We start from the raw sequence: 22,838 nt of genomic DNA on the forward strand, positions 1-22,838 counted from the left end.
CCGGATTACGCTTTCGATCCAGTGGATGCGGCCGCGATTACGGCCTCGTCACCGAAGCCGTGCGTGCATTCACCGCGTTATCTGACGCGTCCACCGTATCGCTCACTTCCGCAGCGATCGACTCGAGCGAACGTTTGCGGGTCTCGGTGCCGAGCACGCCGACGATCAACGCCTGGACCAGCAACGTGCCGACGATCAACGTCAACACACCCGCAATGCCGAAGCCCGTGAATGCCCACGCGACGGCGTACGGCACAGCGATGCTGACCGCTCGCCCCACGGTATTCGACACGCCCGATCCGCGCAGACGCAGTTCAGTCGGGAACAACTCCGGCACATAGGTTGCCACGCTAAACGACGACAGTACGTAGATACAGCAGGTGATCGCAAAGCCAAGCGCGGCGATCGCCACTTCCGTTTGTGCAAACGGATAGGCCGTGCCGAACGCGGCGCAGATCAGGGAGAACAGTACGATGCCCCACTTGCGGCCAACGCGTTCGGCCAGCACGAAAGCAATCAGCGAGCCGATCGGACCGCCGGCAAACATGATCGCCGTCAGTCCGAGCGAGTTCGACACGCTGTGCCCCTGCTTCACCAGGAAAGTCGGAATCCAGCTGACGAACGCGTAGTTGACGATGAAGAGTCCAACCAGCACGGTGATGCCCGTCACCGTGCGCGCCAGCAGACGGCGCGTGAAGAGGTCGCCGAGACGGCCGCTATCCGGCGCATCGGCGCGATACGGCTGCTGCGCAGCAGCCGAGATAGCCGTTTCTGGATCGATGCCGCACGCCGTTTCGATGTTCGACACGATCGCGTTTGCTTCAGGCAAGCGATTGCGCGAGGCCAGCCAGCGAGGCGACTCCGGCATCGACTTACGCAGAAACCACACGAACAGCGCACCGCAACCGGCGATGGCGAACATCCAGCGCCAGCCGTATTGCGGCACGATCAGCCAACCGAGGAACGTCGACAGGAATAGCGACGTGTTGATGATCAGATTGAGGATGGTGCCGAACCGCCCGCGCCACGCCGCCGGAATGAACTCGCTCAGCGTGCCGTAGCCGACCACAATTTCGGCGCCCATGCCGACGCCCATCACCAGCCGGAAGAAAATCAGCCAGTACATGGACGGCGCGAACGCCGCAGCGATCGACGCGAAGCCGTAAATCCCGAGATTGAACTGATAGCAGAAGCGCCGCCCGAAACGATCGCCGAGAAGACCCGACAGCCACGCGCCCGACATCATGCCGATAAACGTGACGGACACGAACATCGCATTGAGTTTCAGCGTGGATTCGCCGCTGTGGATCATGGCGGCGAGCACGGTGCCCGCGATGTAGATATCGAACGAATCGAAGTACATGCCCGCGGCAATCAGCCCGAGCAACCGCCAGTGATAGCCGGACAGCGGCAGGCTGTCCAGTCTGTATCCGATACTCGCTTGGTTGTGCATGGATGCTATCTCCGTCGACTTCGTTGTTGTAGTTTTACTGGTTGGTGGCGCTTGTCGCCGCCGGTCTATGTGAGCGCTAACAGCAAGAGCAATTATATTCCTGTCATACAATCAGTCAAGGATGAATTGCAGCTTCGGAGTGTCGACTTCATGATGCAGCGCATGAATACCGGGGGTGGCGTCGGCCTCGCGGCACTCTCGTCAGTGACCGCCTGACGAACGTCAAACCGCCAGCCAGCCGCCTTCGACCGGCAGCATCGCACCGGTCATTTGCGCTGCTGCGTCGCCGCATAGAAACACCACCAGATCGGCGACATGCGACGCCTGGACGAAGTGGCCGGTCGGCTGCTTGCCCGTCAGAAAGCGTTCGATTGCAGCTTCGCGATCCAGACCCTCGTTCTCCATCAGCGCCTGAATGCGATTTTCGCTCGTCGGCGTGTGCACCGCCCCCGGGCAGATAGCATTGCAGGTAATGCCCTGCCCCATCGTTTCCGCGGCGACCGCGCGCGTCAAGCCAAGCAGCGCGGATTTGGTCGTCACGTAGTCCACGCGATTCACCGTGCCGCGCATGCCATACACCGACGTCATATTGAAGATTCGGCCCCAGCCGCGCTCGCGCATGCCCGGCAGCGCGAGGCGGATTGCATGGAAGGCCGCGCTCAGATTGACCGAAAGCGCCTGCTCCCATTTTTCGACTGGGAACGCTTCGATTGGCGCGAAGTGGCGCACCACGGCATTGTTAATCAGCACATCGATTGGGCCGGCGCGCTCGATCGTTTCGAACATCATCCGTTCGACGGCTCGTGCATCGCCAAGGTCCGCCTGCAGATAGTCGGCACGGTAACCCTGCGTCCGCTCGAATTCCGCACGCATCGGCTCGACCTGTTCGAGCGTTTCGATCCCATGCAGCACGACCCGACAGCCAGCGGCCGCGAGCGCGTTGGCCATCGCAAGACCCAGCCCATGCGACGAGCCCGTTACGAGTGCGATTCTCCCTTTCATTTGTATTGTCCTTGTCAGCAAGCACGTCCGTTGCAAGGCCGCGGCGAAGTGCGAAGCGCTCGCGGCCAAATAAATGATAGCGCTAACTTAACTGAAAAGACCGAGGGGCGCAATACGGGACGCTGGGCATGACTGTGCGTCCAGCTCACAGGGAAATCGCGCAGGGAAATCAGATTGGCGGACGCAAAAAAGGGCGCAGTACGCGCCCCGTCTTGTTTCCCGGTCTTAAAGCCGCTGCCTCAGGTGCTTTCACGCTGGATGATTTCGAATCCAAGATCGAGCTTCGTCGGCACGGCGGGTTCGTTGCTGCGCATTCTTTGCAGCAGCGCCTCGGCGCTACGTCGGCCGATCTCGAGACGCGGCAGATTCAGACACGTCAGCCGCGGCACCGTGTGCCGCAGAATGTCGAGATCGTCGAATCCGGCGATGGCGATGCGCTCGGGCACCTTCCAGTTGCGCCGCTGAGCCTCGAAAAGCGCGCCGACAGCAAGTACGTCGCCGGCGAAGAAGATCGCGTCTACTTCGGGCGCACGCTGCATCATGTCGACCATCGCATGCGCGCCAGAGGTCAAACCGCCCTCCACTTCACGCACGAGGCCCGGGTTGCGCTCGCGGCCAAGGGCGGTGAGCGCGGCGTGATAGCCCTTCAGACGCTCGCGGGCGCGCATGTTGTTTTTGGTAGTCAGGCAGACAAAGCCGATCGACTTATACCCACGTCCGGCCAGGTACAGGGTCATCTCCTTCGCCGCGTTGAAGTTCGAATAGCTGACCGCCATGTCGATCGGCGTACGCGCCAGGTCGCCCGTTTCAACGATGGGTATGCCGGCGGCGCGGATCATCTGGGCGGCACGCGGCGTATGAACGGTGTTGTGCAACACGAGGCCGCACACGCGCTGCGCAAGAAACGCGTCGATCAGTGCCTCTTCATCTTCGAGCGAATAGCCGCTGTCGGCCAGCAGAAGTTGCACGCCTGCTGTGCGAAGGACGTCCGCGCAACCTTTGATGCTATGGGAATACAGAGAGTTCTGGATGCTCGGCACAATCTGGCCGACCACATTCGAACGAGCCGATGCGAGGTTCGACGCGATGTGATTCGGAACGTAGCCGACCCGGCGCACCGTATCGAGCACCAGCTTGCGGGTTTCCTCCGACAACAGTGCGGGTTCCTTGAGCGCGCGCGACACGGTCATCAAGGACACATTGGCTGCTCTCGCGACGTCGATCATGCGAACGGCGTGGCCGCCCGGACGAGTCTTGCCCATGCTTGCGCCGGTTTTCGACGCTGCCCTCCCTCCGGCTGCCGGCCTGCCGGCCGTCCCTATCTTGCCGTCGTCGACGGCCGCCACACGCTTTTTCACTCGCCCATCCAGCTCTTCAGTTCGATGGCGAATTGTAGCGTATGCCAGGCGGCGTTCCGCACGCTTTGGCGGTGTCCGGCGATACCGGATATCGCCCAACTCGTGCCCGCAACAACACAACACGAGTCGCCATCAGCTTGTTATGATAGCGCTCTCATACGTTGGACAGGAGACTGCAGCCATGACAGCCACGCCCGAAAACTACAAGATCTTCGCGATCAAGTACGCGCATCACGACCGGCCCGCGCGCGACAATTTCATCGGCGGCGACCCGCACGATGTCAACATGCCGCTCGACTATTTCGTGTGGGCGGTGGTCGGCGAAAGCCGCACCTTCCTGGTCGACACCGGATTCGACGCCGAAGTGGGTGCGCAGCGCGGGCGCATCATCACACATTCCGTCGAAGAGGGCCTCGGCGCAATCGGCATCCGGCCGCAGACGGTCGAAGACGTGATCGTCACGCACATGCACTACGATCACGCGGGCAACCGCTCGCTATTTCCGAAAGCGCGCTATCACGTGCAGGATCGCGAAATGGCGTACTGCACGGGTCGCTGCATGTGCCACGGCGCACTGAATCATCCGTTCAATCCCGAAGATGTGAAGTCGATGGTTGGCCGCGTTTTCGACGGTCGCGTGGCGTTTCACGACGGCGCATCGAACCTTGCGCCGGGCCTAAGCGTGCATCGGGTCGGCGGTCATACCGACGGTCTGCAGGTCGTGCGTGTGCACACGGAGCGCGGCTGGGTCGTGCTCGCGTCCGACGCCTCGCATCTTTACGCGAACATGGAACAGAGCCGCCCATTCCCGGCTGTGTACAACGTCGGCGACATGATCGAAGGCTACCGCCGCGTGCACGAACTGGCGGATTCCGCGCAGCACGTCGTGCCTGGCCACGACCCGGCGGTATTGACGCGTTATCCGGCGGAGAACAGGGAGACCGAAGGCTGGATCGTTCGGCTCGACGCGACGCCACGGTAAAGGACGTGCTTTTGGCATAGCACGCTTAAGTCCTCGAATCAGCATGGAAGGCCATTCTTAGCTCGGGCCTGCATTCTGAAAGAAGACGGTGAATCTGTCTCATCGGGTGACCTCGGTCAGTTCGCAAGCCTGAAGTGCGCATATGAGTTCGCCGTGCGCTGTGCACGCGCTTTTGTAGATGGCGTGCCCATGCCCCGGTCGCCTTTCAGCCGATCATCGGAACTGGAGGAAGCGGCAATAGCGGCATCCGCAAAACGCGCGCGACAGGGTTGACGATTGCCTCCGAGTAAGTTGCATCTCAATGCGAAAGGCGATCGAATCCCGAACCCTCCCCAACAAGACTACAACGCGCCCGCCTCGCTCCTAAGATCTTGCGCGACAAAATCGACGAACGCGCGAATCCGATTGGACATCTGGTGCCGCTGCGAATAGACGGCAAAAATATCGGCGTTCGGCGTGTCATGCTCGGGCAATACCTGAACCAGCGAACCATCGGCGAGGTACTGCTTGATGTCCCACTCGGCCCGCATCAAGATGCCGTGCCCTTCGAGCGCCCACTTCACCGCGATCTCGCCATCGTTCGTGGTCAGCGACCCGTTGATACGCACGGCCTCCGTTTTACGCGACGCGCCTCTGCCCGAAGTCAGACGCCACACGCCGTAGGCTTCGTCACCCTGGCGGATGCCGATGCAGTTGTGCCGCGTGAGGTCGTGCGCGGTCACCGGCATCCCATGTGACGCGAGGTACGAAGGCGCGGCGCACAGCAAGCGCCGGTTCGTCGCCAGCCGGCGCGCGACCACCCGCGTATCGGGCGGCTCGCCGAAGCGGATGCAGACGTCGAACGTATCGTCGGTCAGCGGCGGAGGCGTGACCGACAACTGAAGCTGAACCGATACCTGCGGATACCTCGCGACAAAGCGCGAGATCGCAGGCGCGACATGGCTGCGCCCAAAGCCGAGCGTCGCGTTCACGCGCAGCAATCCCTTCGGGCTTTGCTTCGCGGCCCCCAGCAACTCGGCCAGTTCATCGATCTCGTCGAGAATCCGGCGCGCGTGTTCGAGGTATAGCTCGCCCTCCGGCGTAAGCATCATCCGCCGCGTGGTCCGGTTGACGAGCGCAACGCCGGCGCGGCTCTCCATCTGCGTCAAATGCTTGCTGACGGCCGCTGCCGTCAAACCCAGCTCCCGCGCGGCGGCGCTCAGGCTGCCGGATGCGGCGAGCGTCGAAAAGAAACTCAGATCAGACGGTTCGACGGTGTCGCGCATGGCTTTCACTTGTGAATCAAAGTTAAAGATGCCTTGAGTTTAGCACCGGTTTTTGCGTCCGGAGATAGGTAAAGTTCGCTCACACCCCAACACATGAAGGACGGAGACATGAAGACCTATCGCATCGCAACCATCCCCGGCGACGGCATCGGCAAGGAAGTCGTACCGGCCGGCGCGCAAGTTCTCGAAGCACTCGCAAAGACGACCCGGTCGTTCGCATTCGAATTCGAAAACTTCGACTGGGGCGGCGACTACTATCGCGAGCACGGCGTCATGATGCCGGCCGACGGGCTCGACGCCATCCGCGACAAGGACGCGATCCTGTTCGGCTCGGCCGGCGATCCGGACATTGCCGATCACATCACGCTGTGGGGTCTGCGTCTGAAGATCTGCCAGGGCTTCGACCAGTACGCGAACGTCCGTCCGACCCGCATCCTGCCGGGCATCGACGGGCCGCTGAAGCGTTGCAAGCCGGAAGACCTGAACTGGGTCATCGTCCGCGAAAACTCGGAAGGCGAATATTCCGGCGTGGGCGGCCGTGTCCATCAGGGCCATCCGATCGAAGCCGCGACCGACGTGTCGATCCTGACGCGCGCCGGTGTCGAGCGGATCATGCGATTCGCGTTCCGTCTCGCGCAATCCCGTCCGCGCAAACTGCTGACCGTGATCACGAAGAGCAACGCCCAGCGTCATGCGATGGTGATGTGGGACGAGATCGCACTCGAAGTCTCGAAGGAGTTCCCGGACGTCACATGGGACAAGGAATTGGTGGATGCATCGACCGCGCGCATGATCAATCGCCCCGCGAGTCTCGACACGATCGTCGCCACCAATCTGCACGCCGACATTCTCAGCGACCTCGCCGCCGCTCTCGCCGGCAGCCTGGGCATCGCGCCGACGGGCAACATCGATCCGGAACACCGCTTTCCGTCGATGTTCGAGCCGATCCACGGTTCCGCATTCGACATCATGGGCAAGGGACTCGCCAATCCGGTCGGCACCTTCTGGTCGGTCGTCATGCTGCTCGAACACCTGGGCGAAGCCGACGCGGCAAAGCGCGTGATGCAAGCCGTCGAAGCGGTAACTGCGGACACCTCCCTTCACACCCGCGACCTCGGCGGCACGGCAACCACGGCGCAAGTAACGGCTGCTGTTTGCGCGTTCATCGAGAAAGCCGCAGCGCCCGCAGCGAACGCGGCCTAAGCCTCATCAGCGGCTCCGCTGGAGCCTGATCCGCACGGCCCGCCACGCGGCGGCCGTGGCCCGGCTCGTCCCGCGCACGGCAAATACAAGGTATCCGACACCATGTCCACTTCCTATAAGCAAGGGCGGTCCCTTTCTGTGCGAGCACGCAAATGAAAACCGCCGCCCAACTCAAGCAGCCGGCCAGCCGCGATGCCACCAGCGAACTCGACGTCGACCGCCTGCTGCAGGACATGTTCGACGCCGCGATAGCAACGGCACAACCTGCGCTGCGTGTTCCCGATTTCCTTCCCGAGGCGCCGCGCGGCCGCACGATCGTCGTCGGTGCGGGCAAGGCGTCGGCGGCGATGGCAAGAGCGGTCGAAGATCACTGGACCGGCCGCCTCGAAGGTCTCGTCGTCACACGCTACGGATACGCGGTGCCGTGCGAACACATCGAAATCGTCGAGGCCGCGCATCCCGTGCCGGACGAGAACGGCCTCGCGGCGGCCACACGCATGCTGGAACTCGTCACGGGCCTGACTGCCGACGACCTCGTCATCTGCCTGATCTCAGGCGGCGGCTCAGCCCTGCTCCCGCTTCCCGCCGAAGGCCTGACGCTGCAGGACAAACAGGAAATCAGCCAGGCATTGCTCGCGAGCGGTGCGACGATTTCCGAAATGAATTGCGTGCGCCGGCATCTCTCGGCAATCAAGGGCGGCCGGCTCGCGGCGGCCTGCCATCCGGCGCGCGTGGTCAACCTGATCATCTCGGACGTGCCCGCCGACGCTGCCAGCGACATCGCCTCAGGCCCGACCGTACCCGACACGACGACGTGCGCGGATGCGCTCGTGGTCTTACGGCGCTATGAGATCTGCGCGTCGCCCGCGGCAATCGCACTGCTCGAAAACGGCAGCGCGGAAACGCTGAAGCCTGACGATCCACATTTGCCCTGCATCGAGACGCATCTGATCGCGACGCCCCAACTCGCGCTCGAAGCCGCGGCGGGCCAGTCGCGCGCAGCCGGCGTCGACGTCCACATTCTCAGCGACGCCATCGAAGGCGAAGCCCGCGACGTCGGCGCGGTCATGGCCGGCATTGCCAGACAGGTGAGCCGCCGCGGCCAGCCCTTCCAGGCGCCCTGCATTCTCCTCTCCGGCGGCGAAACGACCGTCACGATTCGCGGCGACGGCCGCGGCGGCCGCAATGTCGAATTCCTGCTGTCGCTCGGCGTCGCGCTGAATGGCGAGCCCGGCGTGTTCGCCATCGCGGGCGACACCGACGGCGTGGACGGCCAGGAAGAAATCGCCGGCGCACTGCTGCGGCCGGACACGTTGAAGCGGGCGCGCGAGCGCGGCATCCGTCCCGCCGAGCGACTCGAGAACAACGACGCGCACGGCTTTTTCCAGGCACTGGGCGACTCGGTCATCACCGGGCCGACGCTGACCAACGTCAACGATTTTCGTGCCATTTTCATTGCCGCTCAGCACGGCGATCTTTCAGGGAGTCGATAAAGATGCGCCGCAACCGTAATGCCAAAATCGTCGCGACGCTGGGGCCGGCGAGCACCAGCCGCGACACCATCGAAGCGCTGTTCAACGCGGGGGCCGATGTGTTTCGGCTGAACTTCAGCCACGGCACACATGACGATCACCAACGACGTCTGAACATCATCCGCTCGATAGAAAAAAACGCGGGCCGCCCGGTCGGCGTACTGCTCGACCTGCAAGGGCCGAAGCTGCGGATCGGCACATTCGCGAACGGCCCGATCGCGCTGGAGAAAGGCGCCGCGTTTCGACTCGATCTCGACGCGCAAACGCCCGGCGGCAACACCCGTGTCTCGCTGCCGCATCCGGAAATCTTCGCGGCGCTCAAGCCACACACGAATCTGCTGGTCGACGATGGCCGGGTCCAGTTGCGGGTCGAACGCTGCGGTCCCGATTTCGCCGAAACGACGGTCGTCGTGGGCGGTCCACTGTCCGAGCGCAAGGGTGTCAACGTTCCGGACGTCGTTTTGCCGCTGTCCGCAATGACGGAAAAGGACCAGCGCGATCTCGAGTTCGGCATGACGCTGGGCATCGACTGGCTCGCGCTCTCTTTCGTGCAACGCGTCGAAGACATCATCGAGGTTCGCAAAATCGTCGGCGAGCGCGTCGGCATTGTGGCGAAGCTCGAAAAGCCGGCGGCGATCCAGAGCCTCGACGCGATCGTCGAGGAAGCGGATGCCGTGATGGTCGCGCGTGGCGATCTCGGCGTCGAGATGCCGGCCGAACAGGTGCCGGCGATCCAGAAGCGCATCGTCCGCGCATGCCGCAAGGCGGGCAAGCCCGTCATCGTGGCGACGCAGATGCTCGAATCGATGGTAGCTGCGCCGGTGCCGACGCGCGCCGAAGCGTCGGACGTCGCCACCGCCATCTACGACGGCGCCGACGCCGTGATGCTGTCAGCGGAATCGGCAAGCGGCAAATACCCCGTGGAAGCCGTGCGAATGATGGACTCGATCATCTCGCAGACCGAACGCGATCCGTACTACCGCGAAGTCATCGCGGCATCGCACGCGGCACCCCGCGCGAATACGTCGGACGCGATCGGCTATGCGATGCGGCACGTCACCGGATTGCTCGACGCGGTCGCAACCGTTGCCTACACGAGCTCCGGCTATTCCGCGCTGCGCATGGCGCGCGAACGGCCCTGCGCGCCGATCGTCGGCATGACGCCGCAACAGGGCACGGCGCGCCGCCTCGCGCTGGTGTGGGGCGTCCATCCCGTGCTGTGCAAGGAGGTCGTCGACGCACTCGAAGTGAGCGACCTTGCCTGCGAGACCGTGCGCACCGAAGGGTTCGGCGAACCGGGACAAACGGTCGTCATCTCGGCCGGCATGCCGTTCGGCACGCCTGGCACCACCAACCTGCTGCGCATCGCGCAGATTCCCTGAGGCATCGCATGTGACTTTAGCCCACCACGTTTTGAAGGTGTAGACGCGCGGGACATGACAAGAGCCGCACTCGACGGCCGCGGCGCGCACCGCACCCCCACTCCGTTTCTGAATAGAGCACTGCTCGATACCTCCCAGGAGGAGACAATGATTTCCGAACTCGAAAGCCGGGTTTCCCGCAAGCTCATGCTGCGGATCATCCCGTTTGTGATGCTGCTGTATTTCGTGAGCTTTCTCGACCGCGTCAACGTGGGTTTCGCCGCGCTCTCGATGAACAAGGCCATCGGCCTTTCGCCGACCGCGTTCGGTCTCGGCGGCGGCTTGTTCTTCATCGGCTACTTCCTGTTCGAAGTGCCGTCGAACCTGATTCTTCACAAGGTCGGCGCGCGCCGCTGGATTGCCCGCGTGATGGTGTCGTGGGGGATCGTCTCGTTCGCGTCGGCGTTCGTGGTCGGGCCGAACAGCTTCTACGCGTTACGCTTTATTCTGGGTATCGCCGAAGCGGGCTTCTTCCCCGGCATCATCCTGTATCTGAGCCTGTGGTTCCCGTCGCGGCAACGCGCGGTCGCGGCGGCATGGTTCATGGCGGCCGCGCCGATCTCCACCGCAATCGGCTCGCCGCTGTCCGGCGCGATCATGAAGCTGCCTCCGATCGCCGGACTTGCCGACTGGCAGATGCTCTACATCCTCGAAGCGGTGCCCGCGATCATTCTCGGCTTCTTCGTGTTGAAGTATCTGACGGACACACCGGCGAAAGCGCAATGGCTTCAACCGGAAGAACGCGAATGGCTGATCGCGAAGATGAAGATGGAAGCGGAGGCGAAGCAGTCCCATGCGGGCCACACGGCCGGCGCGCTGAGCGCCCTGCGCGATCCGCGTGTGCTTGCGCTCGCACTGATCTACTTCGGCACCTCGGCAGGGCTGTACACACTCGGCTTGTGGGCGCCATTGATCATTCGCCAGTATGGCTTCGGGTCGTTCGAAACCGGCCTGCTGGCCGGCGTGCCGAGCGTCCTCGCGGTGGTGGCCATGATCCTGTGGGCGAAACACTCGGACCGTACCGAAGAGCGCACGTGGCACGTCGTCATTCCGTGCGTCGTGGCATGCCTCGGCTTCGTCTTCGCCGGTGGTGCGACGACGGCGCTGATGATCATTCTGGCGCTCGTGATCGTGAACATCGGCATCAGTGCGGCCAAGGCGCCGTTGTGGGCGATGCCCAGCATGTTCCTGTCAGGCGCCGGCGCGGCCGCGGGCATCGCGATGATTAACTCGGTCGGCAATCTGGGCGGCTTTGTGGGTCCGTTCGTGATCGGCTGGCTCAAGAACGTGACGGGTGGATACTCAGCGGGCCTGTACGTAGTGGGCGCCACGCTGGCCGTGTCCGCCGTCGTCACGCTGATGCTGAGCCGGCAATCGAAACAGACGGCGGTCGCGGTCGAAGAGCGGCACGGGCACTGAGCTCATCCATCAAACCGACGTCCCGCCAACCGCCTGCTGCAGTAATTCCGCCGCAATATCCGCGACCCGGGCCACATGAGCGGTGGCCGCATCGCGCGCTCGCTGCGCGTCGCGGGCGCGGATCGCATCAAGAATGCGGTTCATCTCCTCCACGGCCTGGCGGCCGCGGTCGTCGGAGGCGATTGTCATCGCGCGCAAACGGTTGATCCGCGCATTGAGCTTCAGGCATGTTTTCGGCAATGGAGGGACAAGCGCGTTCGCTTGTGCGGCGCAACATGCCTACGCGGGATTTGTCAGGGGAGAACGTTTTGCCGGCGGCATCTGCAAAGCAAAAGGCCCGCCGATTGGCGGGCCTTGGTGTGAACGGGGTGGAATGTGGCTCAGGCGTCGCCGGCGGGCTCGCCTGGCTGTGCGAGCGCGCTCAGCGCCAGTTCGGCGGTCCGCTTGATGTGCGCGGCCGACGCGGCCGACGCCGCGTCGCCGTCACGCCGCTCGATCGCGTCAAGCAGCTTGTTCATCTCGCGATTGGACTCGCCGCCGCGCCCCGGCGTGGCAATGGTCAGCGCGCGCAAGCGGTTGATGCGCGCGTTCAGCGTTTTGACGACGGCCAGCGATACGCGCTTTTGCGCGCCCTCGAACATCGCTTCGTAGAAACGCTCCGTGTAGTCGAGCACGCGTGGCAGGTCCTGCTTCGCGAACGCGTCTTCGATCACCGCGCGAATCTCGCGCAACTGCCGCACGAGTTCGGGCGTCGATTGCTCGGCGCACGCGCGCGCGGCATTGGCTTCGAGCAGCCCGCGCAGCTCGTAGATTTCGCCCACCTGTTCAGGGTCGAGCCGCGCAACGATCGGCCCTTGCCGCGCGACGATCTCGACCAGCCCTTCCGTCTCCAGATGCCGCAGCACTTCGCGCACGACGGTGCGGCTCACCCCGAGTTCGTCGCACAGCGTGCGTTCGACGAGCCGCGCGCCTGGCCGGAAATACCCTTGCACTATCGCGCCGCGTAGCTTGTCCAGCGTGAGTTCGCGCAGGGTCTTGGCATTGCGGTCGATTCTGAGGTCTGACATGGGCGGCAAAAGAGAAATGGACGATGGCTGTGCCGCGTACTCGATACGCCGAGGCACGCGGACTGGAATGCCATATTATCGTTCATCTCGTCTTCATGCCTATCGGGCAGGCTTTGCCGCCGCGGATTGCAAAACCTCCGAGCGCGGCGGATGGTTGACCTTTAGAAACCCAGGCTGTACACATCACAAAATGGACGCCACGGTTTCAGAGAGGCATCGATGAGCCGCCCTTTTTTCACGATTGGTCATTCCAACCGTCCACTGCCCGAATTCGTGAGTCTGCTGAGAGAGGCGGAGATCGCGACGCTGATCGACGTGCGCAGCATTCCGCGCTCGCGAACCAATCCACAGTTCAATCGAGACACGCTACCGGATGCACTCGCGCCGGAGCACATCGATTACGTGCATCTTGCCGAACTGGGTGGACGCCGCAGCAGGCGCAAAGACGAAGCGCCGTCGCTCAATGCGTACTGGACCCATCCAGCGTTCCGCAATTATGCGGACTATGCGATGAGCGACGCTTTCCGCGAGGGTCTGACGCAGCTTCTCGCGCTCGGCCATCGGCGCCGCTGCGCGATCATGTGCGCGGAGGCGGTCTGGTGGCGCTGCCACAGGCGTATCATTACGGACTACCTGCTGCTGCACGACGAAACCGTGCTGCACATCATGGACGCGCGTCACACAACCATTGCGACGATGACACCGGGCGCGCAACCTCAACCCGACGGCACGTTGATCTATCCGGCTCAAACCACGACCTGAGCCGGCACACGACTCGACTGCCCGTCAGCCGTACTGCCCGACTGCATGACTGTCTCTACGAAACCCACATCGCTCGATATCCTGCTGCGCGAGATTCGCGCCTGCACACTCTGCTCGTCCGTGCTGCCGCACGCCCCGCGGCCGGTGCTGGCGGCATCCGAGCAGGCGCGCATTCTGATCATCGGCCAGGCGCCGGGCGCGCGGGTGCATGCGTCCGGCGTTCCATGGAGCGACGCGAGCGGTACGCGGTTGCGCACGTGGCTCGGCGTCGACGACACCACGTTCTACGACGGTTCGAAATTCGCCGTCGTGCCCATCGGCTTCTGTTTTCCAGGCCGGGGCCCGAGCGGAGATTTGCCGCCACGGCCCGAGTGTGCCGAGCGCTGGCACAAGGAGTTGCTCGGGCACATGTCGTCGGTCCAGCTCACGCTGCTGGTCGGACAATACGCGCAGCGATTCGGACTGGGCAAGGCATTCGGGCCGACCTTGACGGACACGCTCGTCCGGTGGCGCGAATTCGGCCCACAGGTCATGCCGCTGCCGCATCCGTCGCCGCGCAACATTGCCTGGTTCAAACGCAATCCGTGGTTCGACGCGAGCGTTTTGCCGACGTTGCGCGAGCGTGTCGCGGCGGCATTGGCGACTCCTCGCGCGGCCTGACATCCGACGGCCGTCGGATAGAGTTGGTCACCCCTGTCATGCCGGCTCCATGCCGTGACGAAGCTTCGCGAAGCGTGCCTCAGAGGATGCCAGAAACGAGAGCACTGCCTTAGCGGCATCTCTCTGTCTGGATGCGGTGCATATGGCAGCCGCAAAGACCGTGACGATCTGGACTTCATTAGGCAACGAGCCGATGACATCGATTCCCGGCAGGTGCATCAACTCGCTCAACTGCTGGAAACCCAGCTCGACTTCCCCGCGTGCGACGAGCGTACCCACCGGCACGCCGGGCGGTGCCTGCACGACGCGTGGCGCGATCGTTTCCGCAATGCCCCAGCGCTCGAACAAACGGCTCAGGTGCGAACCGCTCGGGCCCGTTGAATAGCCGATACTGCGCGCCGCCAGAATCGTTTCTCGCAGCGCGGCTTCAGTGCCGACATCAGGCCGCGGTGCGCCGGCTGCCACCGCGATCGCCACGCCCGAACGAGCCAGATCGACCCGACTGGCCGGCTCGATCCGGCCGGCTGCTGCAAGCCGCTCGATCGCGTCGGCCGCGAGCACGACGATATCGAACGACTCGCCTTGCTGGACGCGCTGGGCCGCGGCCACGCCGCCGACCGACTCGACGGCCACCCGCCGCCCCGATACCCGTTCACATCCTTCGACCAACTCGGCGAGCACCTGGCGCGTGGCCATCGACGAGATGCAGGTGATCTGCTCACTCATGGTTTCTCTGCCTCTCAATCGATGTAGCGCAGCCCAGCCTGTTTTAGCGGCTCGCGCATGCTGTACATATCGAGGCCGAGCGCACCCGAAGCCAGCTTCGCACGCTTCCCGCCTTCGTTGGCTTCACGCGCCGCCGCCTTGTCGAGCACCTTCCGCGCCGACGCAGCGGGGACCACCACCACGCCGTCTTCATCCGCGACGACGACATCGCCCGGATTCACCAGCGCCCCGGCGCACACCACCGGAATGTTCACCGAACCGAGCGTCGCCTTGACCGTCCCTTTGGCCGAGATCGCCTTGCTCCACACCGGGAATTTCATCTCCGCCAGGACGCTCACGTCGCGTACACCGGCGTCGATGATGAGACCCTGCGCGCCGCGCGCCTTGAAGCTCGTCGCCAGCAGGTCGCCGAAATAACCGTCCGTGCAGTCCGCCGTGACTCCGGCGATGACGATATCGCCCGGCTGGATCTGTTCCGCCGCGACGTGCAGCATCCAGTTGTCGCCCGGCTGCAGCAGCACCGTGACGGCCGTGCCGTGGGCGCGCGCGCCGGCATAGATCGGGCGCATATAAGGCTTCAGCAGACCGACACGGCCCATTGCCTCGTGCACGGTGGCGGTTCCAAGCGCCCCGAGCTTTGCGGCGACATCGCCATCTGCCCGCTGGATGTTGCGATACACCACACCTAGTTCATACATGATCAATGTCCCTTCGTCTTCAATGCCGCATCGAGGCGCGGATAGACACGGCGTGCGTTACCTTCGTAGATCCTGTAGCGCTCGTCCGCATCGATATGCGCGGCCTCGATGTAGCGTTTCGTGTCGTCGAAATAATTACCCGTCTCCGGATCGATGCCGCGCACGGCGCCGATCATCTCGCTTGCAAACAGGATGTTGTCTACAGGAATCACGCGCGTGAGCAGATCGATGCCCGGCTGGTGATAGACGCAGGTGTCGAAGAACACGTTGTTGAGCAGATGGTCTTTCAGCAAGGGCTTCTTCAGTTCCTGCGCGAGTCCGCGAAAGCGTCCCCAGTGATAGGGCACCGCGCCGCCGCCGTGCGGAATCACGAAGCGCAGCGTGGGGAAATCGCGGAACAGGTCCGACGTGAGGCACTGCATGAACGCGGTCGTGTCGGCGTTCAGGTAGTGCGCGCCGGTCGTGTGGAAGCACGCGTTGCAACTCGTGCTCACGTGGATCATCGCGGGGATGTCGTACTCGACCATCTTCTCGTAGATCGGGTACCAGTAGCGATCGGACATTGGCGGGCTGGTCCAGTGACCGCCCGATGGATCCGGGTTGAGATTGATCGCCACGTTGCCGTACTGCTCGACGCATTTGACGAGTTCGGGAATGCAGGTGGCGGCATCGACGCCCGGACTCTGCGGAAGCATCGCGGCCGGAATGAAGTGATCGGGGAACAGCTGGCTCACACGGAAGCACAACTCGTTGCAGATCGCCGCCCACGTACTGGAAACCTGAAAATCGCCGATGTGATGCGCCATGAAACTCGCGCGCGGACTGAAGATGGTGAGGTCGAGCCCGCGCTCGCGCATCAACCGCAACTGGTTGCTCTCGATCGATTCGCGCAACTCGTCGTCGCTGATCTGCAACTCGGAGACCCTGGGCATTTCGGAAGGATTGTTGATGCCTGCAACCTGACGATTCCGCCACGTCTCCAATGCCTTGGGCGCAGTGGTGTAATGCCCGTGAATATCGATGATCATCGTAGCTCCAAACAACTGAGTGAATTACCGGCGCAATGGCTCAGTTCGTGTGCCATGCGCCGCTGACTTCGCTAGCGAGCCTTATTCGGCCGCGCAGTCGCCTCGCTTCAAAACGTATGCTGCATGCCGACACCGTATGTACTTCCGGACGGATTGGCGGTCAGCTTGTCGTAGGAATACACCGCATACACATACGTGCGCTTGGACAAAATATAGTCATAGGCAATGGAGCCGGTATTGCGGACGTTGCTATGGTTCGACGGCGCGCTGTGTTTCGTGCGCGCCCATTCGGCGAGGATCAGGTTCGACGGAGTCAACGGTACGGAAACCCCCAGCTCATACGTATGTGAGCCGGTCTCGACGTCGTTGTTGCTTGTCATCTGCGCGGCCCCGTATAACTTGACGAGCTTTGCATCGTACGCAGCGCCTGCGAGATAGAGATATTGACCGCTCGACGGCGCAACTGCCGCCGTTCGTACGCGCTGCGCCGAGAACACCGCCGTGAGCGGCCCGTTTGCGTATGTCAGATGCAAACCGATGTTGTCCTTCCCCTGTTGACCCGTGGTGCTGCTCACGCCGTAGATCACGGTGCCCGTGAGACCGCCGTAGTTGGGCGAAACGTACTCGACGGCGTTTTGCCAGACCGTGTCGCCGATCTGCGTATTGTTGTAGCTCGCGGTGTACGACTGCACGATCAACGGCGAAAACACCACGGACGAACCGAACGGGTTGACGAGTTGCTGGTTGTAATAAGTCGGATTGGTCTGCTCCCCCACTTTGAACGAGCCATAGGCGCCAGTCAGGCCGACATAGGCATTGCGCGAAAACAAACCATCCGTGGTGTTGCGTCCCATCTGCCCGGTGTTCGGTCTGAAAAAACTCTCGAGAACGAAGATCACCGCATTGCCGCCACCCAGGTCTTCGCGACCGCGCATGCCCCAGAACGATGTCGTCATTCCGCCGCCGCCTAGCTGCACCGTGCTCGCACGCGTCGTGCTCAGTTTCGAACTGTCGATATACATGCCGATGAGTCCATATAGCTGAACGGACGACGGTGGAGTCGCCGCTGCGCCGGCTGTCGCCGATGAATCGTCTGCGTGCGCGACACCAACACCGCCTGCCGCCAACAATGCCGTTGCCACGCACGCAGCGTTGAAATCCGCTCGCCCGAGCAATCCTTTTTTATTCACTGACATCTTGCTTTCGCCTCCAAACCAGTTTGTTTTTTTCGCGCGAACGCCTCCCGCTGCGTGCGCGGGTAGCGCACGCAGACAGCGAAACACACGAGGGATTTTGTTTGCGGCTAACCGGTCATTCTGTGTAGCGCCGCGACATTTCGGCGCTCAGTTTCGAGCGGTCGAGTTCGTGCTCCCATGCCGACACCACCAGCGTGGCGACACCGTTGCCGATGGTGTTGGCGATTGCGAGCCCCGTTCCCATGAAGCGGTGAATGCCGAGGATCAGAACCATTCCCGACACCGGGATGATCGGGAAGACCAGCAGCGTCGAGGTCAGCATCACGAAGGCCGCGCCGGCCACGCCGCTCGCGCCTTTCGACGTCAGCATCGCCACGCCCACGAGCGTGAGTTCCTGCGTCAGGCTGAGCTCGATGTTGAATGCCTGCGCGATGAACAGCACGGCCATCGTCAGATAGATGTTGGTGCCGTCGAGATTGAACGAATAGCCGGCTGGAATCACGAGACCCACCACCGACTTCGAACAGCCGAGCCGTTCGAGTTTTTCGAGCATCTGCGGCAGCGCGGCCTCGGATGAACTCGTGCCGAGCACGATCAGGATTTCCTCGCGGATATAGCTCAGGAAGCGCAAGATGCTGAAACCCAGCAAGCGCGAAATCACGCCGAGCACCACCAGCACGAAGAAGGCGAGCGTCACGTAGAACGCGCCGATCAGCTTGAGCAAAGGCACGACCGCGCCAATGCCATAGGTGCCGATCGTGAACGCGATCGATCCGAACGCGCCGATCGCCGCGACCTTCATGATGATATGAACGATGCCGAAGAACGTCTGCGCAAACCGGTCGATCATGCGAACCAGCGGCCGGCCGTATTCGCCCGTAGCCGCGAGCGCGGCGCCGAACAGCACGGAGACCAGCAGAATCTGCAGCACATTGCCGCTCGAGAATGCGCTGGACACGGTGTCGGGAATGATGTGCATCAGAAAGTCGACCGTATTCTGTTCGTGCGCGGCAGTCGTGTATCCGGCGAGCGCCTTGGTATCGATCGTCGCGGGATTCAGATTGAAGCCGCTGCCGGGACGAAACAGATGTCCGGCCACGAGGCCGATCACGAGCGACAGCGTCGATACGACTTCGAAGTACAGCAGCGCCTTGCCGCCCACGCGTCCGACTTTCTTGATGTCGCCCATGCCCGCAATGCCGGTGACGACCGTGCAGAAGATGATCGGGCCGATCACCATCTTGACCAGCTTGATGAACGCGTCGCCGAGCGGCTTCATCTGCACGGCGAGCGACGGTGCGAAATGACCGAGCAGCACGCCGAGAAAGATTGCGAGTAGCACGTGAAAACACAGCGCGCGATAGAAGGGTTTCTTCGCGCTGCGCGCGGGCGATGTCATGACGGCGCTATCGTTCATGACGCCGCTCGCAAATGAGCCGCAAGGGCCGGATGGCAATGCATATCGATCATGGTTGTCTCCTGATTGGAATGGTGGGCGGAAAGCCGGTCGTTTTCGGACTTCCGCCTGGCTGCCATTCTGGATGTGGCAGTTCAAACGTGAGGGCAGCGGGCCAAGCGAACCGATCGCTCAGAATCCGTAAAGCCGTGCCGGGTTCGTGACAAGCAATTGTTCGCGCAGCGCCGCGTCCGGACAGAAGCGGAACAGCAGATCGACCAGTTCGCCGTCGTTCGGCATGTCCTTGCTGATGTTCGGATGCGGCCAGTCGGTACCCCACAGCACGCGGTCGGGGGCGGCTTCGATCAGCGCGTGCGCGAACGGAATCGCATCGTCGAACGGACGGCGGCCCGCGGACACGCGCTCGGCGCCGCACACTTTGACCCATGCGAGCGGATTGCGCATCAGTTCCAGAAGCTGGCGGAACGGTTGCTGATCGACGCCGGCTTCGGCGCGTACGCGGCCCATGTGATCGATCACGAACGGCACCTTGATGCGCGCGATCCGCTCGGCGTATTGCAGGATGTCCTGCGCGTCCAGATGCAGCACGACGTGCCAGCCAAGGCCCTCGATACGCTCGAGCACCCGGTCGAATACGTCGAGATCGGGCGCGCCGCCCAGATGCGCGACGAAATTGAAGCGCACGCCGCGCACGCCGCGCGCGTCGAGATCGGCCAATTGTTGGTCAGTCACGTCGCCGTCGACGATCGCGACGCCGCGATAGCGTCCATTGCCGCGCGCAATGGCGTCCAGCATGGCCGTATTGTCGGTGCCGTGGCAGCTCGCCTGCACGATCACGCCGCGGCTCGCGCCGAGAAAATCATGCAGCGCGACGAGGCGCTCGAACGGGGCGTCGGGCGGCGTATAGCTGCGGTCCGGCGCATAGGGAAATCGATCGGCGGGGCCGAACACGTGGCAGTGCGCGTCGCAGGCGCCGGCCGGAAAGTGCTGAGCGGGTCGAACGGGATGGGGATCGGGAGGCAAGCAGGATTTCATGGAGCGTCGTCTCGATGTCATGCCGCGTGGCGCGGCTTTGTACGGGTTGGATGCATTGTGGCGGCGATGATGGATGGGTACAATCGCCATATTGAACTAGCTGATATGTGAATTTCACATGACTGGCCGACAATGGACCTGAAGCAGCTCGAGGCATTCGTTCACGTCGCTGAACTCGGCAGCTTTACGCGTGCCGCGATTACGCTGGACACGAACCAGCCCGCCTTGAGCCGGCTCGTGCGGCATCTGGAAGTGGAATTGCGCCATACGCTGCTCGAGCGCACCGGCCGCGGCGTGACCTTGACGCCGGCCGGCCAGCGCATGCTCGCGCATGCGAAAGGTATCCTGCAGCAGGTGCAGCGCGCCTCACAGGATCTGGACGAGTTGCACGGCGCAGTCGGCGGTCATTTCGGCATCGGCATTACCCCCAGCTTCGCCAGGGTCGCCACGCCTGAACTCGTGCGTGACTTTCGTTCGTCGTTTCCCGGCGCGACGATCTCGGTGGCTCAAGGCTTGTCCACCTATCTGATCGAATGGCTGATGATGGGCCGCATCGACGTCGCGGTCCTGTACGACACCTTCGATACGCCGTTGATCGACAAGCGAACCATCTTTACTGAAGAGCTGTTTCTGATCGGCCCGGACACCAGTGATGCACTCACGGAGGCAGCACGCGAGCCCACGACAACGATTACGCTGCGCGAAATCGTGCGCTATCCGCTGGTCATCCCCGGCCGCATGCACGCGATCAGACGGATGGTCGAGGCGGCCGCCGCGGAACAGGGCGTCAGATTGCGGATCGAACTGGAAGTGGATGCGGTGACTTCGATTCTCGATCTGGTCAGCGAGGGCATCGGGTATGCGGTGCTGTCGCTCAATGCGACCACGAGCGATGTTCTCAAGCGGCGCTTCCAGGTGATCCGTATTACCGAGCCGACGCTCTTCAGTCGGCTTGCGATCGCGACCAGCAGCAAGCACACGCTGTCACAACTTGCCGTCCAGTCGATCGCCATGCTCGAATCGAAAATTTTGCCTCTCTACGGGAATGCGGCCTGACTGGGCGTTTGTGTCTGCATCGCCATCAATTTGTTTGTGCACGCCTAGAACGTTCCCAGCCGCTCGCGCAGATACTGACCGGTCCGCAGCGCCTGCGCGGCGATCGTTAGCGCCGGATTGAGCGCCGCCGACGACGGAAAGAACGAAGCGTCGACGACGAACAGATTCGGGTGATCGAATGCGCGGCACCAGGGATCGAGCGGCGCGAGGGCGGGATCGTCGCCGAAGCGCACGGTCCCGCACTGATGCGACGGCGTATCGATCCCGAACGGCCGGCTCAGCACCGCGCGCATACCGATCTGCCGCAGCAGCCGCTTGCTGCGCTCGACAAAGCGCGCGTGCGGGGCCATGTTGGTGCGTTTCCAGTGCAACTCGACGCGCCCGTCGGCCAGTGGCCGCACGAAGCTGTCGGGATGCGGCAGATCCTCCGACATCGCGAGCCAGTCGACGCTGTGACGCGCGAGCCACGCCGCGCCCCAGCGCGGCAGCGACGGCCGCGCGGCGCGGATCATCGGTTCGCTGATGTTGCCGAGCATCTGCAGATTGCCGAGCGGCGCACGATCGTCGTCGCAACCGAAGTAGAAGTCGTTGAGCGAGAGCGTCTTCGTGAAGCGCGTGTCGTTGACGGTCCACGGCAAGAGGCCCATCAATGCGGTTGTGTTGTGGTTCATGTAATTGCGCCCCACCATGCCCGACGAATTCGCAAGGCCGTTCGGATGCCACGCGTTCGCCGAGCGCAGCAGCAGCAAAGCCGAATTGATCGCGCCAGCGCTGAGTATGAAGAGCGGTGCGCGCACGACGCGCGGCTCGCCGCCGACGTCGAGCTCGATGCCGACGATCCGCTTGCCCGCGTCGTCCGTGACCAGACGCGTCGCACGTGCGCCGGTCAGCAGTGTGACGTTCGGATCGCGCAACGCTGGATCGATCAGGCAACGCTCCGCATCGCCCTTCGCATCGACGCGGCACGGAAACGCGTCGCAGGTGCCGCAGCGCACGCACGCACCGCCTGGCCGCAGGTCGATTGCAGAGGGCATGTGGAACGGCCGCAGCCCGGCCTGCGTCAGTCGCTCGGCGAGCTGGCCGATCAGTGGCTCGTGCGGGATCGGCGGAAACGGATACGCGGACGAGCGCGCCGGCTCGGTCGGATCGTCGCCGTGGCGGCCGTGCACGCCGAAGAGGCGCTCGGCCTCGGCGTAATACGGCTCGAGATCGGCATAGCGGATCGGCCACGCGGGCGACATACCGTCCTCGTGCTCGGCCGCCTCGAAATCGCGTTCGCGGAAGCGGAACATCGCCGTGCCGTAGAACTTCGTGTGCCCGCCGACGAAGTAGTACTGGCCCGGGCTGAACGGCCGGCCCGCCCCGTCGACCCACGTTTCGCGCGCGCGATAACGGCGCTCGACGAACACGGCCTCCGGATCCGTATTCTGCGGCTCGCGCGGCAGCCGTTCGCCGCGCTCGACGATCAGCACGCGCGCGCCCGTGCCCGCGAGGCTCAGCGCGGCCGCCCCGCCGCCGACACCCGAGCCGACGATCACCACGTCGTAGTCCCTCATCG

The 22,838-nt window shown here is 63.2% G+C and carries 20 protein-coding genes and 1 pseudogene; 8 read left to right on the forward strand and 13 right to left on the reverse strand.

What is annotated here, in order from left to right; all coding sequences use genetic code 11:
• Positions 1-37: 37 nt before the first annotated feature.
• The 3 genes from P0D73_RS02145 to P0D73_RS02155 form a co-directional block, all read right to left on the reverse strand.
• A complete protein-coding gene (locus P0D73_RS02145) occupies positions 38-1,453 on the reverse strand; it encodes an MFS transporter (RefSeq protein WP_408429384.1) in 1,416 nt (471 codons plus the stop codon).
• Positions 1,454-1,675: 222 nt separating this feature from the next.
• Complete coding sequence (locus tag P0D73_RS02150) at positions 1,676-2,455, reverse strand: SDR family NAD(P)-dependent oxidoreductase (protein WP_408429387.1); 780 nt, start codon at positions 2,453-2,455, stop codon at positions 1,676-1,678.
• Between the two features lie 239 nt (positions 2,456-2,694).
• Entirely contained in the window at positions 2,695-3,717 is a 1,023-nt protein-coding gene (locus tag P0D73_RS02155; protein ID WP_243658319.1) for a LacI family DNA-binding transcriptional regulator, read from the reverse strand.
• A gap of 277 nt (positions 3,718-3,994) precedes the next feature.
• Between P0D73_RS02155 and P0D73_RS02160 the strand changes: the two genes are divergently transcribed.
• Positions 3,995-4,795, forward strand: coding sequence for an N-acyl homoserine lactonase family protein (locus P0D73_RS02160; protein ID WP_408429391.1), 801 nt, complete (start codon positions 3,995-3,997; stop codon positions 4,793-4,795).
• A gap of 341 nt (positions 4,796-5,136) precedes the next feature.
• Here the strand turns inward: P0D73_RS02160 and P0D73_RS02165 are convergent, their stop codons facing one another.
• On the reverse strand, positions 5,137-6,060 hold the full coding sequence (locus tag P0D73_RS02165) for a LysR family transcriptional regulator (RefSeq protein WP_408311825.1): 924 nt from the start codon (positions 6,058-6,060) through the stop codon (positions 5,137-5,139).
• Between the two features lie 108 nt (positions 6,061-6,168).
• Between P0D73_RS02165 and P0D73_RS02170 the strand changes: the two genes are divergently transcribed.
• From P0D73_RS02170 to P0D73_RS02185, 4 genes are all read left to right on the forward strand, one after another.
• Positions 6,169-7,263: a tartrate dehydrogenase gene (locus P0D73_RS02170; protein ID WP_132378330.1), complete on the forward strand. Its 1,095-nt coding sequence runs from the start codon at positions 6,169-6,171 to the stop codon at positions 7,261-7,263.
• A gap of 152 nt (positions 7,264-7,415) precedes the next feature.
• On the forward strand, positions 7,416-8,756 hold the full coding sequence (locus P0D73_RS02175) for a glycerate kinase type-2 family protein (protein WP_408429394.1): 1,341 nt from the start codon (positions 7,416-7,418) through the stop codon (positions 8,754-8,756).
• Between the two features lie 2 nt (positions 8,757-8,758).
• The gene (gene pyk / locus P0D73_RS02180) at positions 8,759-10,177 is read left to right on the forward strand and encodes a pyruvate kinase (RefSeq protein WP_408429397.1); all 1,419 of its coding nucleotides are present in this window, start codon (positions 8,759-8,761) and stop codon (positions 10,175-10,177) included.
• 147 nt (positions 10,178-10,324) lie between these two features.
• Complete coding sequence (locus P0D73_RS02185) at positions 10,325-11,635, forward strand: MFS transporter (RefSeq protein ID WP_408311815.1); 1,311 nt, start codon at positions 10,325-10,327, stop codon at positions 11,633-11,635.
• A gap of 9 nt (positions 11,636-11,644) precedes the next feature.
• Here P0D73_RS02185 and P0D73_RS02190 read toward each other — a convergent pair.
• Both P0D73_RS02190 and P0D73_RS02195 read right to left on the reverse strand, forming a co-directional pair.
• Positions 11,645-11,854, reverse strand: a pseudogene (locus P0D73_RS02190) (FCD domain-containing protein); the annotation flags it as partial.
• Between the two features lie 161 nt (positions 11,855-12,015).
• Complete coding sequence (locus P0D73_RS02195; protein WP_408429400.1) at positions 12,016-12,702, reverse strand: GntR family transcriptional regulator; 687 nt, start codon at positions 12,700-12,702, stop codon at positions 12,016-12,018.
• A gap of 219 nt (positions 12,703-12,921) precedes the next feature.
• Between P0D73_RS02195 and P0D73_RS02200 the strand changes: the two genes are divergently transcribed.
• A complete protein-coding gene (locus tag P0D73_RS02200; protein WP_408311809.1) occupies positions 12,922-13,464 on the forward strand; it encodes a DUF488 domain-containing protein in 543 nt (180 codons plus the stop codon).
• Between the two features lie 45 nt (positions 13,465-13,509).
• The gene (locus tag P0D73_RS02205; RefSeq protein WP_408311806.1) at positions 13,510-14,124 is read left to right on the forward strand and encodes a uracil-DNA glycosylase family protein; all 615 of its coding nucleotides are present in this window, start codon (positions 13,510-13,512) and stop codon (positions 14,122-14,124) included.
• A 36-nt stretch (positions 14,125-14,160) separates the two neighbouring features.
• Here the strand turns inward: P0D73_RS02205 and P0D73_RS02210 are convergent, their stop codons facing one another.
• The 6 genes from P0D73_RS02210 to P0D73_RS02235 form a co-directional block, all read right to left on the reverse strand.
• The gene (locus P0D73_RS02210) at positions 14,161-14,850 is read right to left on the reverse strand and encodes a substrate-binding domain-containing protein (protein WP_408429403.1); all 690 of its coding nucleotides are present in this window, start codon (positions 14,848-14,850) and stop codon (positions 14,161-14,163) included.
• Between the two features lie 14 nt (positions 14,851-14,864).
• On the reverse strand, positions 14,865-15,548 hold the full coding sequence (gene ligK, locus P0D73_RS02215; RefSeq protein ID WP_408429406.1) for a 4-carboxy-4-hydroxy-2-oxoadipate aldolase/oxaloacetate decarboxylase: 684 nt from the start codon (positions 15,546-15,548) through the stop codon (positions 14,865-14,867).
• A 2-nt stretch (positions 15,549-15,550) separates the two neighbouring features.
• Positions 15,551-16,576 (reverse strand): amidohydrolase family protein, encoded by a 1,026-nt coding sequence (locus P0D73_RS02220; protein WP_408429409.1) that lies wholly within the window; start codon positions 16,574-16,576, stop codon positions 15,551-15,553.
• A 107-nt stretch (positions 16,577-16,683) separates the two neighbouring features.
• Positions 16,684-17,772, reverse strand: a complete 1,089-nt coding sequence (locus tag P0D73_RS02225; RefSeq protein ID WP_408429412.1) for a porin — start codon at positions 17,770-17,772, stop codon at positions 16,684-16,686.
• Positions 17,773-17,887: 115 nt separating this feature from the next.
• Positions 17,888-19,189 (reverse strand): dicarboxylate/amino acid:cation symporter, encoded by a 1,302-nt coding sequence (locus tag P0D73_RS02230; RefSeq protein ID WP_408429414.1) that lies wholly within the window; start codon positions 19,187-19,189, stop codon positions 17,888-17,890.
• A gap of 171 nt (positions 19,190-19,360) precedes the next feature.
• The gene (locus P0D73_RS02235; RefSeq protein ID WP_408175291.1) at positions 19,361-20,224 is read right to left on the reverse strand and encodes an amidohydrolase family protein; all 864 of its coding nucleotides are present in this window, start codon (positions 20,222-20,224) and stop codon (positions 19,361-19,363) included.
• Between the two features lie 132 nt (positions 20,225-20,356).
• On the opposite strand from P0D73_RS02235, the gene P0D73_RS02240 reads away from it, so the two are divergent.
• The gene (locus P0D73_RS02240) at positions 20,357-21,280 is read left to right on the forward strand and encodes a LysR family transcriptional regulator (protein WP_408429417.1); all 924 of its coding nucleotides are present in this window, start codon (positions 20,357-20,359) and stop codon (positions 21,278-21,280) included.
• A gap of 44 nt (positions 21,281-21,324) precedes the next feature.
• Here P0D73_RS02240 and P0D73_RS02245 read toward each other — a convergent pair whose 3' ends face one another.
• The gene (locus P0D73_RS02245) at positions 21,325-22,836 is read right to left on the reverse strand and encodes a GMC oxidoreductase (RefSeq protein ID WP_408429420.1); all 1,512 of its coding nucleotides are present in this window, start codon (positions 22,834-22,836) and stop codon (positions 21,325-21,327) included.
• Positions 22,837-22,838 lie beyond the last annotated feature (2 nt).

The sequence above is a fragment of the Paraburkholderia sp. RL18-101-BIB-B genome (assembly GCF_046026985.1).
Lineage (GTDB): Bacteria > Pseudomonadota > Gammaproteobacteria > Burkholderiales > Burkholderiaceae > Paraburkholderia.

Bases quoted from the DNA above. Each gene is read 5' to 3' on its own strand.
- P0D73_RS02150 (WP_408429387.1), bottom strand. From the start codon at position 2,455: ATGAAAGGGAGAATCGCACTCGTAACGGGCTCGTCGCATGGGCTGGGT.
- P0D73_RS02220 (WP_408429409.1), bottom strand. From the start codon at position 16,576: ATGATCATCGATATTCACGGGCATTACACCACTGCGCCCAAGGCATTG.
- P0D73_RS02230 (WP_408429414.1), bottom strand. From the start codon at position 19,189: ATGAACGATAGCGCCGTCATGACATCGCCCGCGCGCAGCGCGAAGAAA.
- P0D73_RS02175 (WP_408429394.1), top strand. From the start codon at position 7,416: ATGAAAACCGCCGCCCAACTCAAGCAGCCGGCCAGCCGCGATGCCACC.
- ligK (WP_408429406.1), bottom strand. From the start codon at position 15,548: ATGTATGAACTAGGTGTGGTGTATCGCAACATCCAGCGGGCAGATGGC.
- P0D73_RS02155 (WP_243658319.1), bottom strand. From the start codon at position 3,717: ATGGGCAAGACTCGTCCGGGCGGCCACGCCGTTCGCATGATCGACGTC.
- P0D73_RS02185 (WP_408311815.1), top strand. From the start codon at position 10,325: ATGATTTCCGAACTCGAAAGCCGGGTTTCCCGCAAGCTCATGCTGCGG.
- P0D73_RS02165 (WP_408311825.1), bottom strand. From the start codon at position 6,060: ATGCGCGACACCGTCGAACCGTCTGATCTGAGTTTCTTTTCGACGCTC.
- P0D73_RS02205 (WP_408311806.1), top strand. From the start codon at position 13,510: ATGACTGTCTCTACGAAACCCACATCGCTCGATATCCTGCTGCGCGAG.
- P0D73_RS02160 (WP_408429391.1), top strand. From the start codon at position 3,995: ATGACAGCCACGCCCGAAAACTACAAGATCTTCGCGATCAAGTACGCG.
- P0D73_RS02245 (WP_408429420.1), bottom strand. From the start codon at position 22,836: ATGAGGGACTACGACGTGGTGATCGTCGGCTCGGGTGTCGGCGGCGGG.
- P0D73_RS02145 (WP_408429384.1), bottom strand. From the start codon at position 1,453: ATGCACAACCAAGCGAGTATCGGATACAGACTGGACAGCCTGCCGCTG.
- P0D73_RS02195 (WP_408429400.1), bottom strand. From the start codon at position 12,702: ATGTCAGACCTCAGAATCGACCGCAATGCCAAGACCCTGCGCGAACTC.
- pyk (WP_408429397.1), top strand. From the start codon at position 8,759: ATGCGCCGCAACCGTAATGCCAAAATCGTCGCGACGCTGGGGCCGGCG.
- P0D73_RS02235 (WP_408175291.1), bottom strand. From the start codon at position 20,224: ATGAAATCCTGCTTGCCTCCCGATCCCCATCCCGTTCGACCCGCTCAG.
- P0D73_RS02200 (WP_408311809.1), top strand. From the start codon at position 12,922: ATGAGCCGCCCTTTTTTCACGATTGGTCATTCCAACCGTCCACTGCCC.
- P0D73_RS02210 (WP_408429403.1), bottom strand. From the start codon at position 14,850: ATGAGTGAGCAGATCACCTGCATCTCGTCGATGGCCACGCGCCAGGTG.
- P0D73_RS02225 (WP_408429412.1), bottom strand. From the start codon at position 17,772: ATGTCAGTGAATAAAAAAGGATTGCTCGGGCGAGCGGATTTCAACGCT.
- P0D73_RS02240 (WP_408429417.1), top strand. From the start codon at position 20,357: ATGGACCTGAAGCAGCTCGAGGCATTCGTTCACGTCGCTGAACTCGGC.
- P0D73_RS02170 (WP_132378330.1), top strand. From the start codon at position 6,169: ATGAAGACCTATCGCATCGCAACCATCCCCGGCGACGGCATCGGCAAG.